This is a genomic window from Mesorhizobium sp. P160927 (genome assembly GCF_057766385.1).
On sequence record NZ_JBYMDW010000001.1, the window covers coordinates 147,936 to 161,461 of the forward strand.

The 13,526-nt window shown below is 66.2% G+C and carries 12 protein-coding genes; 4 read left to right on the forward strand and 8 right to left on the reverse strand.

All coding sequences use genetic code 11. The features are described from left to right. Window positions 1–7: 7 nt before the first annotated feature. The 4 genes from AC3CB8_RS00740 to AC3CB8_RS00755 are packed head-to-tail and all read right to left on the reverse strand — an operon-like array spanning window position 8 to window position 4,699. On the reverse strand, window positions 8–1,006 hold the full coding sequence (locus AC3CB8_RS00740) for an ABC transporter permease subunit (RefSeq protein WP_023770852.1): 999 nt from the start codon (window positions 1,004–1,006) through the stop codon (window positions 8–10). Next, complete coding sequence (locus AC3CB8_RS00745) at window positions 1,003–2,544, reverse strand: sugar ABC transporter ATP-binding protein (RefSeq protein ID WP_023770853.1); 1,542 nt, start codon at window positions 2,542–2,544, stop codon at window positions 1,003–1,005. Before AC3CB8_RS00745 ends, AC3CB8_RS00740 begins: the two co-directional genes overlap by 4 nt. After that, the gene (locus AC3CB8_RS00750; RefSeq protein ID WP_023795003.1) at window positions 2,541–3,920 is read right to left on the reverse strand and encodes an FGGY-family carbohydrate kinase; all 1,380 of its coding nucleotides are present in this window, start codon (window positions 3,918–3,920) and stop codon (window positions 2,541–2,543) included. Before AC3CB8_RS00750 ends, AC3CB8_RS00745 begins: the two co-directional genes overlap by 4 nt. Then, entirely contained in the window at window positions 3,917–4,699 is a 783-nt protein-coding gene (locus tag AC3CB8_RS00755) for a DeoR/GlpR family DNA-binding transcription regulator (RefSeq protein ID WP_023770855.1), read from the reverse strand. The genes AC3CB8_RS00750 and AC3CB8_RS00755 overlap by 4 nt, the downstream gene beginning before the upstream one ends. Before the next feature lie 179 nt (window positions 4,700–4,878). Here AC3CB8_RS00755 and AC3CB8_RS00760 point away from each other — a divergent pair, with 179 nt between their 5' ends. From AC3CB8_RS00760 to AC3CB8_RS00770, 3 genes are read left to right on the forward strand one after another with little or no spacing between them, the layout of a single operon-like run. Beyond that, entirely contained in the window at window positions 4,879–5,919 is a 1,041-nt protein-coding gene (locus AC3CB8_RS00760; protein ID WP_352564102.1) for a class II aldolase/adducin family protein, read from the forward strand. A gap of 16 nt (window positions 5,920–5,935) precedes the next feature. Next, entirely contained in the window at window positions 5,936–7,210 is a 1,275-nt protein-coding gene (locus AC3CB8_RS00765; RefSeq protein WP_352564103.1) for an FGGY-family carbohydrate kinase, read from the forward strand. After that, window positions 7,207–8,049 (forward strand): TIGR01459 family HAD-type hydrolase, encoded by an 843-nt coding sequence (locus tag AC3CB8_RS00770; RefSeq protein ID WP_352564104.1) that lies wholly within the window; start codon window positions 7,207–7,209, stop codon window positions 8,047–8,049. Before AC3CB8_RS00765 ends, AC3CB8_RS00770 begins: the two co-directional genes overlap by 4 nt. Here the strand turns inward: AC3CB8_RS00770 and AC3CB8_RS00775 are convergent. After that, window positions 8,036–9,070 carry a sugar-binding transcriptional regulator gene (locus AC3CB8_RS00775; protein ID WP_352564105.1) on the reverse strand — a complete coding sequence of 345 codons (1,035 nt, stop codon included), beginning with the start codon at window positions 9,068–9,070 and terminating at the stop codon, window positions 8,036–8,038. The two genes, AC3CB8_RS00770 and AC3CB8_RS00775, sit on opposite strands and share 14 nt — an antisense overlap. 172 nt (window positions 9,071–9,242) lie before the next feature. Here AC3CB8_RS00775 and AC3CB8_RS00780 point away from each other — a divergent pair, with 172 nt between their 5' ends. Beyond that, complete coding sequence (locus AC3CB8_RS00780; protein WP_023783620.1) at window positions 9,243–10,043, forward strand: hypothetical protein; 801 nt, start codon at window positions 9,243–9,245, stop codon at window positions 10,041–10,043. Window positions 10,044–10,064: 21 nt separating this feature from the next. Here AC3CB8_RS00780 and ptsP read toward each other — a convergent pair whose 3' ends face one another. From ptsP to srlE, 3 genes are read right to left on the reverse strand one after another with little or no spacing between them, the layout of a single operon-like run. After that, on the reverse strand, window positions 10,065–12,050 hold the full coding sequence (gene ptsP, locus AC3CB8_RS00785; RefSeq protein ID WP_352564106.1) for a phosphoenolpyruvate--protein phosphotransferase: 1,986 nt from the start codon (window positions 12,048–12,050) through the stop codon (window positions 10,065–10,067). 56 nt (window positions 12,051–12,106) lie between these two features. Continuing rightward, window positions 12,107–12,487, reverse strand: a complete 381-nt coding sequence (locus AC3CB8_RS00790; RefSeq protein ID WP_023774179.1) for a PTS glucitol/sorbitol transporter subunit IIA — start codon at window positions 12,485–12,487, stop codon at window positions 12,107–12,109. Window positions 12,488–12,513: 26 nt separating this feature from the next. Continuing rightward, a complete protein-coding gene (gene srlE / locus AC3CB8_RS00795) occupies window positions 12,514–13,512 on the reverse strand; it encodes a PTS glucitol/sorbitol transporter subunit IIB (protein WP_023783623.1) in 999 nt (332 codons plus the stop codon). Between the last annotated feature and the right edge of the window lie 14 nt (window positions 13,513–13,526).

Genomic DNA, 13,526 nt, shown 5'->3' on the forward strand with positions numbered 1-13,526 from the left:
AGGTCACTCACGTTCTTGCCCCTGACTGGAGCCGGTAGCGGTCGAGGGCGACCGCCACGATGATGACCAATCCCTTGATGATGTACTGCCAGATGTCAGAGACACCGGCCAAGATGAGGCCGTTGGAGAGCACCGCGATGATCAGGCCGCCGATCAGCGTGCCCCAGATCGAGCCGACGCCGCCGACGAAACTGGTGCCGCCGAGAATGACGGCGGCGATGGCGTCGAGTTCGTAGCTTTGCCCGAGCTGCAGGCCGTTGGCGGCGTAAAGCCTTGCCGCCGACATGGCGCCGCCAAGGCCGGCAAGCAGGCCGGAAACGCCATAGACGAAGAGCAGCACCAGCGGCACCTTGATGCCGGTCAGCCGAGCTGCCTCGGCATTGCCGCCGACGGCATAAATCCAGGTGCCGAGCACCGTGCGCTTCAGCACCAGCCAGGACAGCACCACCACCGACAGGGCGATGACGACGAGCCAGGGAATGCCGAGCACCGAACCGTTTCCGATGAAGTCGAACGGCAGGTCGGAGTTGAACACCGTCGTGTCCTGCCCGAGCAGGCGGGCAATGCCGCGCACGGCTGTCAGCGAGCCCAGCGTGACGATGAACGGCGGCAGCCTGATATAGGCGATGAGCAGCCCGTTGATGAGCCCAAAGCCGAGCCCCGCCAGGATGGCCGCAGGCACGCCGAGCAGGCCCCAGTCGGGCACCAGCGACACCAGCACCGCCACCATCGCGGCGGCTGCGAGGATAGAGCCGACCGACAGGTCGATGCCGCCGGTCAGGATGACGAATGTCATGCCGGCGGCAAGCACGATGTTGATCGACGATTGCTGCGTGACGATGAGCAGGTTGGTGCCGGTGAGGAAGCGCGGGTTGATGAACTGGAAGCCGGCCGCCAGCAGCACCAGCACCGGCAGCATGCCAAGCGCCGCAAGCGCGGTGCGCAGCCGCCGGCTCCTGACCGCCGCCTGATCCACGCTCTTCGTCGCGGTCGTTCTGTCTGTCATCGCTGAGACGCTCCCGTCGCAAGTTCCATGATCGCCTCCTGACGAAGCGGCTCGCCTTCGGATGCCGTCACCTCGCCTGATATGGCGCCGTCGCGCATCACCAGCACGCGATCGGCGACGCCGATCACCTCGGGCAACTCGCTTGATATCATCAGGATGGCGATGCCCCGGTTGGCGAGATTGTCGATCAGCCGGTAGATTTCCGATTTGGCGCCGACATCGACGCCGCGGGTCGGCTCGTCGAGGATGACCACCTTCGGCTCGGTCTCCAGAAGGCGCGCGAGCAACACCTTCTGCTGGTTGCCTCCCGACAGCGAGCCGGCATTGGCCTGCGCCGAGTTGGTGCGGATCGACAGGTCGGCAATGGCCTTTGCCGCACGCCTGTCGGCGGCCGTGAAATCGCGAAGGCCGCCGGCTCGCGCGTCCCTGACAAGTACGCCCATGCTGATGTTGTCGGAAATGGACATATCGAGGAACAGGCCGAGTTCCTTGCGGTCCTCGGTGAGGTAGGCGATGCCGGCATCGAGCGCCTCGCGCGGCGAGTCGATGGTTATGGGCTTACCGTCGAGCTCCATCGTGCCGGCGCTACGTTTGTCGGCACCGAAGATCAGCCGGGCAAGCTCCGTGCGGCCCGAGCCGACGAGGCCCGCCAAGGCCAGCACCTCGCCGTGATGGAGATCGAACGAACAGTTCTTCAGCAGACGAGCGTCGGACATGCCGCGCACCGAGAGCGCGACGGCGCGTTCTCCGTCTGGAGGGCGATGATCCTTCTTGTAGAAGGCGGAGAGATCGCGGCCGACCATCATCGACACCAGGCGCGAAGCGTTGAGATCGGCGCGATCGAGCGTACCGACATAGCCGCTGTCGCGCAGCACGCTGACGCGGTCGGCAAGTTGGTAGACTTCCTCCATGCGGTGGCTGATGTAGATGATGGCGATGCCTTGCGCCTTCAGCGTCGCGATCACCTCGAACAGGCGGTCGGTCTCGCGAGAGGTCAGCGATGTAGTCGGCTCGTCCATGACGATGATGCGCGCATTGGTCGACAGCGCCCGTGCGATCTCGACCAGTTGGCGCTCGCCGAGCGACAGGCCGGAGACCAGCGCACGCGCCGAGAACGAGACACCCAGCCGACCGACGATCTCTGCTGCGCGCCGGTTGCACTGGTCGCGGTCGACGATGCCGAAGCGGCGCGGCTCGTTGCCGAGGAAAATGTTCTGCGCCACCGTCAGGTTCGGCGCCAGCGACAGCTCCTGGTAGATGACCGCGATGCCGGCGGCGCGCGCCTTGATCGGATCGCCGGTCGCGGCGGGCGCGCCATCGATCAGGATCTCGCCGCCGGGATCCGGCCGATAGGCGCCGGACAGCACCTTCATCAGCGTCGATTTGCCGGCGCCGTTCTCGCCCATCAGCGCGTGCAGCTCGCCGGCGTGGACGCTGAGCGAGACGTCCTGCAGGGCACGGATCGCGCCGAAGGTCTTGGAGATGTGGCGCATCTCCAGCACCGGCTGGCGCGCCGCCTGCGTCTGCACCGCGCTCATCGCGTACCACCCGCCGCCGTGGCGGCGGCACCATGCCCGGCAACGAGATCGCGCCAGGCGTCGCGATAGCCGGCAAGCCCGCTGAATTGTGTCCCCTGCACCGGCTCTGGCGGCTCGGCTGCGAAGTCGCGCCCCACGCTCTCGAAGGCGAGCGCCGCGGCACCCGTGGCGCTGCCTTCGAGCGAAGCACCTTGCAGGAAGGCCTGACCGGGACGCAGCTGCGCCAGCAGCCCGGCAAGCAGGCCGCCAGTGTTCAGCCCGCCATCGATGATGACGGTGTCGTCGGAATGGATGAGATCGAGGCAGAGATCGATCATCAGCGCCACATAGAGCAGAGCCACGGCCGCGCGTTCCTTGGCATCGGGCGTGCGCCCGACCAGCCGGCCGGAACGGTCCGGCATCGGCCCGCCCGCAGCGAAGCTCGGCAGCGCCATGAGGCCGGCATCGATCGCCTGGTGGATCGAGCCACGCGGGATCGCGCCTTGCCAGTCGCCGCTGATGACGGCGAATTCGCGCCCGCCCATGAAGCGGATGGTCGGTACTGGACTACCGTCGACATCGACATTGACCAGCATGTCGCGCTCACGGTCGAGCGCTTCGAGCGGACAGTCGGGGTTGAGCACGACCACCCAGGTGCCGGTCGACACGACAGTCAGCGGGCCAAGCTCCTGGCGGCGATAGGCATGCAGTGCCGCATTGGAGTCGTGGACGCCGTTGTGGATGGCGACCGGGCGCCCGGCACCATCGAAGCGCTGCTCGCCGATGACGGCGCCGGCGCGTTCGAAAGCCGGCATCTGGCCACGCCAGCCCTCGGCGTCGACCAGCGAGGAGAAATCACGTTTGCGCGGTGCCCACAAATGCGAATGGCAGCCGAGATAGGAGACTTCGCAGACCGGCCGGCCGCCAAGGCGCCAGCTCCAGTACTGGGGATAGCCGAGGATCCATTTCGCCGCCGCGAACGCGTCGGGATCGACTTCCTGCAGCCATAGCATATGACGGCCATAGTTGAAGCCGAGCGGCAGGCGGGGGGAGAATGTCTCGCCGAAATCCGGGATGCGGCGGTCGATCCGCGCCACGATTTCGGCCGGTGGCTCCTGTTCGTAGTCGAGGATCGGATGGGTCAGCGCCTTGTCGTCGACAAGAGCGAAGGTACAACCATGGCCCGACACCATCACCCCTTCGACACCATGGTTTTCGACCGCGTCGGCCACGGCACCGAACGCCCAGCCATGGAGGGCGGCCTCGTCGAGCACGCTGAAGCCGCCGTGGCGCGCCCATTTCGGTTGCGTCCGGCGCTCGTCGAGAATACGTCCGTCCTGGCCGAAGACGAACAGCTTCGAATTGGTCTTGCCGAAGTCGAGCACCGCCACGTTCACGCGAGGGCTCCCGAGGTTGAAGCGATCCGCACCATGACGCCGGCATCCTCCAGCATGCGCGCATCGCCATCGGAGAGCCCGTCATCGGTGACCAGCGTGCCGATGCGCGACAGCGGCAGCGCGACATTGCGCGCGTGGATCGACAGCTTGCGGCTGTCGGCCAGCACCACGATCTGGTCGGCGCAGAGGCTGAGCTCGACGATGGAGCGGACCAGCAGCGGATGCGATTCCAGCAGCCCTTCCTGGTTGAGCCCTTGTGAGCCGAGAAAGAATTTCGAGGCATAGAAGGGCGTCGCCTGGGTCGGCGAATGGATGATGCCGGGTTCGCGGTGCAGATCGCCGCCGGCAACCGTCAGGCTGCAATGGCCATGGTCGCTGAGATAGGCCGCGAGCGGCATCGAATTGGTGTAGAGCCGGATGTTACGGTCGGCGAGCTTGACGCCGAGATGGAAGCAGGTCGAGCCGCCATGGACGATCACGGCGTCGCCATCGCGCACCATGGTCGCGGCGACGGCCGCGATCTGCCGCTTGGCCTCGACGGCAAGGTCACGGTTCTCGTCATAGGGCCGGGCATAGGCGACGCCCGCATGCGAGGCGCCATCGAGCGCCGAAATGCCGCCATAGACCTTGCGCGCCTCACCGGCCTCGTCGATACGGTCGATATCGCGCCTGACGGTCGCCGCCGAAACGCCGAGCCGCTCCTGCAATTCGCGCACGGAGGCAAACGGGCGATCCCGCAGCAATTCGACGATCTGACGCTGGCGGCCGAGGTCGCTCAACCTTTCCTCCCTGACGCCATTTCTATGGCAATTGGTGCAACTTACTCAACATTAGTTGGATTGCAAGCTGCTTTTGACGATAGTAGATCACTATTGACGCAGATCACTCACATCTGCGATACCAGCGCCAACACCCGTCCCGACGACGGGATTTCGTGCAAGCGTTGGAGAAAAGGGCCATGGCGACCCAAGCTGATGCACAGGAACTGGCCGCCTTGCGGGCGCTTTCGGCCAGCATCGGGCTGAACCCCCATATGACGCAGGCGGCGGGCGGGAACACCTCGCTCAAGGCCGGCGACACGCTGTGGATCAAGGCCTCGGGCACCTGGCTGAAGGACGCGCTCAGCGACGACATCATGGTGCCGGTGGCGATGGCGCCGCTGCTCGAGGCCGTCGACCGTCGCGACCCGGCCGCCGACAAGCCACAGGCCTTCGCCATCGAAGACCTCAATCGGCGCGGCCTGCGTCCGTCGATCGAGACCACGGTTCATGCCTTGATGCCGCAACGCGTGGTTCTGCACGTCCACTGCGTCGACACGATTTCGCTGGCCGTGCAAGCCGATGGCGAGGCCGAGGTCGCCACACGGCTGGGCGGCATCGAATGGGCCTGGGTGCCCTATTTCCGGCCGGGCCTGCCGCTCGCCCGTGGCATTGCCGAGAGATTGCGCCCCGGGGTCAACGTACTGATCCTTGGCAATCACGGGCTGGTGGTCGCCGCGGAAACCGTCGCCGAGGCGCAGGCCTTGCTGCACCGCGTCCGGTCGCTGCTGGCGCGCCCGGCGCGCGCGACCGCCGCACCCGACATCGCCGCCCTGACGACGCTGGCCGGCGACTACCGATTGCCGGCGGACATCGAAGCGCATGCTGTCGCGCTCGATCCGGAAAGCCTGGATATGGCCGAGGCCGGCAGCCTCTATCCGGACCATGTCATCTTCCTTGGCCAGGGCTCGGTCGTGGCGAGGTCGGGCGAGGACGTAGCCGGCGTCGTCGCGCGGCTCGGCGCGGCGCCCCCGGCGATCCTGTTTCCCGGCGCCGGCGTGCTGATGCGCGGCGACGCCAGCGCCGGTGCCGACGCGATGCAGCGTTGCCTGGCCGACGTGACCACGCGCGTCGATGGCAAGGCGCGGCTGAACTATCTCACTGCCGCCGAGAATGACGAACTGGTCAACTGGGACGCCGAGCAGTATCGCCAGAAGCTCAACGCCGCCGGCACGGCCTGACAAGGAACGGGACGACATGACGCCACTTGTCGTCGGCATCGACATCGGCACCTCCGGCGCCCGCGCGGTCGCCATGCGCCAGGATTTTTCCATTGCCGCCCAATCAGCCGTGCCTCTCGACAAGTTCGGCCCGAACCCCCGCGATCCCCCGACCTGGTGGCAGGCGGTCCAGGCGGCGCTGGCCGGGCTGCTCTCAAGCATAGACCGTGCCACGGTCCGCGCCATCGCCGTCGACGGCACATCGGGCACGCTGCTGCCGGTCGACACTGATGGGCGGCCCCTGGCCGAGCCGCTGATGTACAACGACAAGGTCGATGACGTAGACATCGTGACCATCGTCGCGCGCGAGGCGCCGGAAGCGAGCGCCGCCCACGGGCCGACTTCAGGCCTCGCCAAGGCGCTCCGATTCCAGCGCTTGCCCGGCATGGCGGGCGTGCTGCACCAGGCCGACTGGATCGCCGGCAACCTGTCCGGACGCTTCGACGTCAGCGACGAGAACAATGCGCTCAAGACCGGCTATGACGTCGAGGCCCGCCGCTGGCCTCATTGGATCGCGGCCACCGGCATGCGCATGAATTTACTGCCTGATGTCGTCGAGCCGGGCGAGGTCACCGGCACGCTCACCACGGCCGCCGCCACGCTTTTCGGCCTGCCGCGCGATGTGGTTGTGGTTGCAGGCACCACGGACGGCTGCGCCTCATTCCTGGCGACGGGCGCTACGGCAGCCGGCGACGGCGTCACCGCATTGGGTTCCTCGCTGACCATCAAGATCCTGTCCGACCGGCCGATCTCGGCGCCGCGCTTCGGTATCTACAGCCATCGTCTTGGCGACACCTGGCTAGCCGGCGGCGCATCGAATTCCGGTGGCAAGGTGCTGGCGCGGCATTTTCCGCTCGCGCGGATCATCGAGCTCAGCGCGATGATCGACCCGGCGACCGAGACCGGCCTCGACTACTATCCGCTTGGGACGGCTGGCGAACGGTTCCCCATCGCCGATCCGGGCTTGCCCCCACGGCTCACCCCTCGGCCTGCTGACGATGCCGATTACCTCAAGGCGATGTTCGAGGGCATGGCGGCCATCGAAGCGCTTGGCTACGGCAGGCTGGCCGAACTCGGCGCGCCGGCCCTAACCTCGATCCGCAGCGTCGGCGGCGGCGCCGCCAATCCGGCGTGGAGCGCGATCCGGCAGCGCAAGCTCGGCGTCGCGTTCCTGCCGGCCCTGTCGGACGAGGCAGCCGCGGGTACCGCACGGCTGGCGCTGAAGGGCGCAAGCGAGACAGGGCTTCTATGAACGTCGAACACCTCGATAGCATCGCACCGCTGGCGGAACGCTACCAAATCTTCCTGCTCGACCAGTTCGGCGTGCTGCATGATGGCCAGGCTCCCTATCCTGGCTCGGTGGATGCATTGTCCACGCTGAAGCGCGCCGGCAAAACCGTGGTGCTGGTTTCAAATTCCGGCAAGCGCGCCCGGCCCAACGAGGATCGCCTGCTGAAGCTTGGCTTCGCGGCCGGCAGCTGGGACCATTTGGTGTCTTCGGGCGAGGTGGCGTGGCGACGCTTTCACGACATGACGGCGTCCGGAGCGTTGCGGTCCGGCACGAAATGCCTGCTGATCAGCCGCGACGGCGACCGTAGCGCGATCGAAGGCCTGCCCTTCGCGCTATGCGAAGCCGGTGAAGAGGCTGAACTGGTGCTGATCGCGGCCAGCGAGGGAGACCGCTACGGCCTCGACCACTATCGCAGGCTGCTGGCCCCGGCTGCAACGCGACAAGTGCCGTGCTTCTGCACCAATCCAGACAAGATCATGCTGACGGCTATCGGACCCCGCTTCGGCGCAGGCGAGATCGCCGATCTCTACGAAAGCCTGGGCGGTAGCGTCACGCGCATCGGCAAACCCTATCCGGGGATCTTCGAAGCGGCGCTCGCGTTGGCCGGCGAACCGGAGCGCGGCAGCGTGGTCTGCGTCGGCGACAGCGTCGAACACGATATTGCTGGCGGCAACGGAGTCGGCATCGCGACGGCACTGGTGATGGGTGGGATATTGGCCGACGCGCCTGACCTCGCCGCTGTCTTCGATGAGCATAAGGCTTGGCCGGACTATAAGGTGTGGTCCTTCAGCTTTCGCTGACCGCCGCCAGGATCCGCCTTGCACTCTCCTCGTCGGTGATCAGGATTGTGGGCGCGATCAGGTTCATTGCGCCGAGCAGGGCGTCGGTCTTCTCCGCGCCGCCGGAGGTCAGAACGCGGATTGGCGCCTTGCGCAGCCGGTCGACATCCACCGACATCACATGGTTGTTGACGGGATGGTCGACCAGATCGCCGTTGCGGTCGTAGAAGTGGAACAGGAGGTCCCCGACGGCGCCGCGCGCCAGCAGCGCCTCCCGGTCCGCTTCCCTTAGGAAGCCGCCGCGCGAGAAGGTGGTGGCCGAAGCGATCCCGCCGACACTCAGCAGAACGGCATCGAGCGCGTCGGCCATTTCAAAAACCTCCTGCAGGCCGCAGCGTTCGATCAGCGCGATCTTGGTCTCGACGCTGTCGACGACGGCTGGCGTCGGCATCAGATAGCCGTCGCCCTGAAAAATCTGGGCGAAGCGCCAGGCGAACTCGGCCGGGTTGACCCGGCGCGCGACGCCGACGCCGCCAAGCAGCGAAATCACCTTGAAATCGGTCAGCGACTTGGCGCTGATGAACGGCAAGGTGTGGAACAGCGTATTGCCCCAGCCGACACCGACCTGCATGCCGGATTTCATCGCGTCGGACAGGAACATGCCGGTCTTGGCGGCTATTGCCGGGATCGGATCGGCACTGGCCGCCGTCAGCGGCGCCACCAGGGCCTGCTGCAGGCCGAAGGTTTTTTCCAGCGCGCGCTCCAGCCGCACGATCTCCAGAAGCTCGCTCTCGATGGTAATCTTGACCTCGTTGCGCGACCGCGCCTCCGCCAGCATGCGCACGATGGTGACGCGGCCGACGCCGAGCACATCGGCGATCTCGTTCTGCGTCATCTGCTCGACGAAATACATCCAGGCGGCGCGGATCCTGAGGCGGTCCGTGCGGCTCTCGCTGACGACCTGCTCGGTCGCTTCGGCTCCTGCCCGCCTTTCCTCGGCCCGCCTTTCCTCGGCCCGCCTTTCCTCGGCCCGCCTTTCCACGATTTGTCGTCCCCTGGCCAATCATCCCTCCCCCGCGACGGACGAGCGCGCCGTCGCCGATTCTGCATGCTGGTCTAGTATCGCCTATTGATCTACCAATCGATAGGAACAATGTAGAGTGGGTGGCGCCCGTCACAGGTGGCGCCGCACGGCACATTCGAGGCTAACCGCGATGCTCCGACAAATCTCCGAAGATGTCCGCGTCAACCTCAAGGACCGGCTGCGGGAAGTCCGCGACATCATCCGCCAGAGCCGCCACGACGGCGCCAGCGATGCCAGCCTGCTGCGCGAAGCAACCAGCCATCTGCCGCCATTTCCGGGCAAAGGCATCGAAGGCCTGCTCAGTCATGCCGCGAGTGCCGTCGACGAAGCGCTGTCGATCGCCGAATCCTTCGTCCCGCACGAGCGCCCGATAAGGGTGGACGGAACGACTGTAAAAGGGCTCGCCACCTATTTCCCGGCCGGTGACGAAGACCAGCAATTGAGCGCCGAGCGCTTGTTCCGGCGCGACATGTACTATCTGACCAAGGCGGTGCTTGCCGGGCTGAAGATCGACCACGCCCGTATCCATGAAGCCGGGTTCGCCGCCGTCCACGCGGCCATGCGCAAGCGCCATGGCGAATTGTTGGCTGCGCTGGCCGCGCCGCGTGCCGGACTGCAGGCCATCGCGGCCATCTGCGCGGCACTGCTGGTCGAGTTGCTCAACCAGCGTCCGGTCCGCTTTGGCGAAGCCGCGCCGGAAACGAACGCCGCTGGCGGCCAGGCGCTCGACATAAGCTGCCTGGCGCCGGTCGTCCTGGCCTGCGGCCTGGCGACCACCGGTCGCGACGGCGCGCCGGAGCCCGACATGCTGGAAATCGCAATTCTGGCGGCCGACATACGTCATGAGCGCATTGCCCAAGCGTGCGCCAAGGCGAGCCCGGTCGATGAATTGACACCTGTGTTCGCCACCTTGCTTGCGCATCTGCCGTAAGCTCCAGCGGCGATTGCGGAACTACTCCCCGGCTGCCATCGCCGTGATCGTCTTCTTGGCGCGCTGGATCGAGGCCGGGCTCATCGACAGCTCGGTCAAACCCATCTCCAGGAAGGCCGGAATGAGATCCGGCCGGCCCGCCGCCTCGCCGCACATGCCGACCATGATGCCGGCGGCGACGCCGGCCTTGGCCGTCAGCTCGATCGCCGACATGACCGCCGGATTGGTGACGTCGTTGAGCTTCGCAACGGTCGGGTTGAGCCGGTCGGCGGCCATGATGTACTGGGTCAGGTCGTTGGTGCCGATCGAGAAGAAAGCCACTTCCTTGGCCAGTGCCGGGGCGATCAGCACGGCGGCCGGGGTTTCGATCATCACGCCGAGATCGAACGTCGCATGCGGCACGCCTTCGGCCTTGAGTTCGGCGGCGCATTCGTCGACAAGAACGCGCGTCTGCCGCACCTCGCCGAGATCGGAGACCATCGGCAGCATCACCTTGATGTTGCCATGCACGGCGGCCCTCAGCAGCGCCCTTAGCTGGCGCTTGAAGATATCGGGCCGGTCGAGGCACATGCGGATGCCCCGCCAACCGAGGAAGGGGTTCTCCTCGTCGGGGAACTCGATGCCGGCAATCGGCTTGTCGCCGCCAATGTCGAGCGTGCGCACGATGACCGGATAGGGTGCGAAGGCCTTGGCCAGCGCCGCATAGGTCTCGGCCTGCATGTCCTCCGACGGAAGGTGCATATGGCGCATGAACAGGAGCTCGGTGCGGAACAGGCCGACACCCATGGCGCCGGCCTCTTGCGCCGCCTCGATCTCTTCCAGCGAGCCGATATTGGCCGCGACCTCGATGACCCTGCCGTCCGCCAGTTTCGGCGTCACCGTCTTGAAGGCGGCCAGGCCGGCACGCTCCTTCGCCGCCGCTTCGACACGACCGGCGAAATCGGCGCGCGTCGCCGCATCGGGGTCGATGATCACCTGGCCGCTGTTGCCGTCGAGCGCCACCTCTTGCGCCTTGCGCAAGAGGTGGATCCGGTCGCCAAGGCCGAGCACCGCCGGAATGCCATGCGAGCGGGCGATGATGGCGATGTGCGAGGTGGCGCCGCCATGGCCGCACACCACCCCGCCGATGCGTTTCAGCGGCGCCCGCGCCAGATCCCAGGCGCCGATATCATCGGCGATCAGGATCGCGCCTTGCGGGATGTTTTCGAGGCTGGCGTCGTCCTGGCCAAGCAGCACCAGGCTGATCTGCCGTCCGACCGCATGGACATCGTCCGCCCGCGCATTGAGATAATGATCGTCGACGGCGCTGAAGTCGGCGGCGATGGTGGAGGCTGCGGTGATCGTGGCCGAGACAGCGTCATTGCCGCCCCTGATTGCCTTCTCGGCCTCGCCGGTCAGGCTGTCGTCGGCGGCGATATCCCTCAGCGCCGCGACGATGCCCCGGTCACCGGCCGACAGGCTATCCTGCGCCAAGGCCCGGTCCATGCGTGCCTGAACGGCGGCGACGGCGGCGTGAAACCTGTCGATCTCGCCGGCGATCTCATGGGCCTGCAGCATGCGGCCCTGCCCGGCGATGTCAGGCGGGAGATGTACGAAAGCCGGCCCGATGGCGACGCCCTCGCTTGCGGCGACGCCGCGCAAACCACTGCTTGCTTCGTCTGATACGGCGGGCGCGGATCGGGGCGCTGGCGCGGGTGCCGCTTCCTTGCCGTGGTCATTGGCTGGAGCGTGGGTTTCTTCGTCGTCGAGACCCGCCTTGGGGTTTTCGAGATAGCCGATCAGCGCCTCGATCGCCTCGATGGCGTCGGCGCCGTTCGCCCGCACGGTGACTTCCTGGTTTTCCTTGACCGCCAGCAGCATCAGCTTGACCGAGCTCTTGGCACTGACCGCCTTGCCGTCCTTGACCAGTTCGACGTCGGATTCGAAAGCCTTGGCGAGCTTGACGAAGCGCGTGGCGGGACGGGCGTGCAAACCTTCATGCACTCTGACGATGGTCGAGCGTTCCATGGCGAATACTCTGCTTTGTTGGGCGCCAAAGCCAGACTGGCTGGGCGCGAATGCTTTCAAGCGGCGATGGTGATGATCGCGTCTGTCTTCAGGGCAGCCACGAGGGCTTGCGTATCGACCTGGGACGCGCAGATCTCGCCCGGCCTTTCGGCCTCGGTGGCGCCGTTGAACGAGATGACGACGTGGCCCATCTCGAGCACCTTGCTCCAGGCGCTGGAGCCGACGGCGGTTATGACAGCCGAAACCGGGCCAAGAGTGATCGACGCGCCCTGTTCAGGCGCGCCGTCGCTGGGTCCGATCTCCGTCTTGTGGAGCACCGAGACCTCGGCAAGCTCCGGTGGCGAGCCATCCGCGAACAGAATGACCACGCCGCCCTCGGCGAGGTCCGCCACTTCGGGTCCTATCGCCGTGACCCGTGTCTTGAGAAGAACCGACATATGGCGAACCTCGTTATTTCTGGTGTTTAAAACACGATCAGGGAGACGACCCAGGCGATCAGCACCGAGACCGGACCCATGATCTGGCGGCTGATGAGCACCGCCGGCACGCCGATTTCGATGGTTTTCGGCTTGGCTTCACCCAGTGCAAGGCCGACGGGAACGAAGTCGCAGCCCACCTGGGTGTTGTAGGCAAACAGGGCCGGCAGCGCCATCGCCGGAGAGATCGTGCCGTTGGCAATCTGCGGGCCGATGATGGCAACGCCGATAACCTGCGCGATAACAGCGCCTGGCCCCAGGATGGGCGACAGGAACGGCAGGCCGCAAATGGCCGAGATGATCAGTAGGCCGACGATATTGTTGGCCAGCGGACCCATCGGCTGCGCCAGCACGTCACCGACGCCGGTATACAGGATCAGGCCGATGAGCATTGTCACGAAAGCCATGAACGGCAGCACGTTGCGGATGACCTGGTCGATGGTGCGGCGGCCGGCATTGAAGAAGATGCCGACGACACGACCCATGACGCGGCCGATCGTGCTGATGAAACCGATCAGGCCACCCTCGCTGGGCAGCGCCGTCGGCGTCGCTGTGTTGTTGGTCGAACTCATCGATGCTGCTCCCCCTGCAGTCGTGACCGCCTCGGACCCGTCCGCCATTGTGACGTCGGCCGGCTTGACGCCCGAAACGTAGATATCCTCGGTGATGAACTGGGCGAGCGGCCCGGACTGTCCGACCGGCGTCAGGTTGACGGTCGGGATACGCTTGCGCGGATAGACGCCGCATCGCGCGGTGCCGCCGCAGTCGACGACGACAACCGCCATTTCGCTTTCGATCGGCGGCGCCCTGAAGCCGTCGACGGCTTCAGCGCCGGTCATATCGGCGATGAGCTGCGCCACCGGATGAATGCCACCACCGGTGACTGAAACAACCTTGCTGCGCTGTTCGGTCGGCTCGATCACAAGCGGACCGCCCCACCCTGTTTTGCCCCGGGTGATCCGTACGGCTTTGTATGTCTTGGCCATGATGTCCTCCCCGC

Excerpts from the sequence above, each read along its gene's own strand:
- AC3CB8_RS00790 (WP_023774179.1), bottom strand. The coding sequence starts at position 12,487 with ATGTCGGTTCTTCTCAAGACACGGGTCACGGCGATAGGACCCGAAGTG.
- ptsP (WP_352564106.1), bottom strand. The coding sequence starts at position 12,050 with ATGGAACGCTCGACCATCGTCAGAGTGCATGAAGGTTTGCACGCCCGT.
- AC3CB8_RS00760 (WP_352564102.1), top strand. The coding sequence starts at position 4,879 with ATGGCGACCCAAGCTGATGCACAGGAACTGGCCGCCTTGCGGGCGCTT.
- AC3CB8_RS00770 (WP_352564104.1), top strand. The coding sequence starts at position 7,207 with ATGAACGTCGAACACCTCGATAGCATCGCACCGCTGGCGGAACGCTAC.
- AC3CB8_RS00765 (WP_352564103.1), top strand. The coding sequence starts at position 5,936 with ATGACGCCACTTGTCGTCGGCATCGACATCGGCACCTCCGGCGCCCGC.
- AC3CB8_RS00780 (WP_023783620.1), top strand. The coding sequence starts at position 9,243 with ATGCTCCGACAAATCTCCGAAGATGTCCGCGTCAACCTCAAGGACCGG.
- AC3CB8_RS00740 (WP_023770852.1), bottom strand. The coding sequence starts at position 1,006 with ATGACAGACAGAACGACCGCGACGAAGAGCGTGGATCAGGCGGCGGTC.
- AC3CB8_RS00745 (WP_023770853.1), bottom strand. The coding sequence starts at position 2,544 with ATGAGCGCGGTGCAGACGCAGGCGGCGCGCCAGCCGGTGCTGGAGATG.
- srlE (WP_023783623.1), bottom strand. The coding sequence starts at position 13,512 with ATGGCCAAGACATACAAAGCCGTACGGATCACCCGGGGCAAAACAGGG.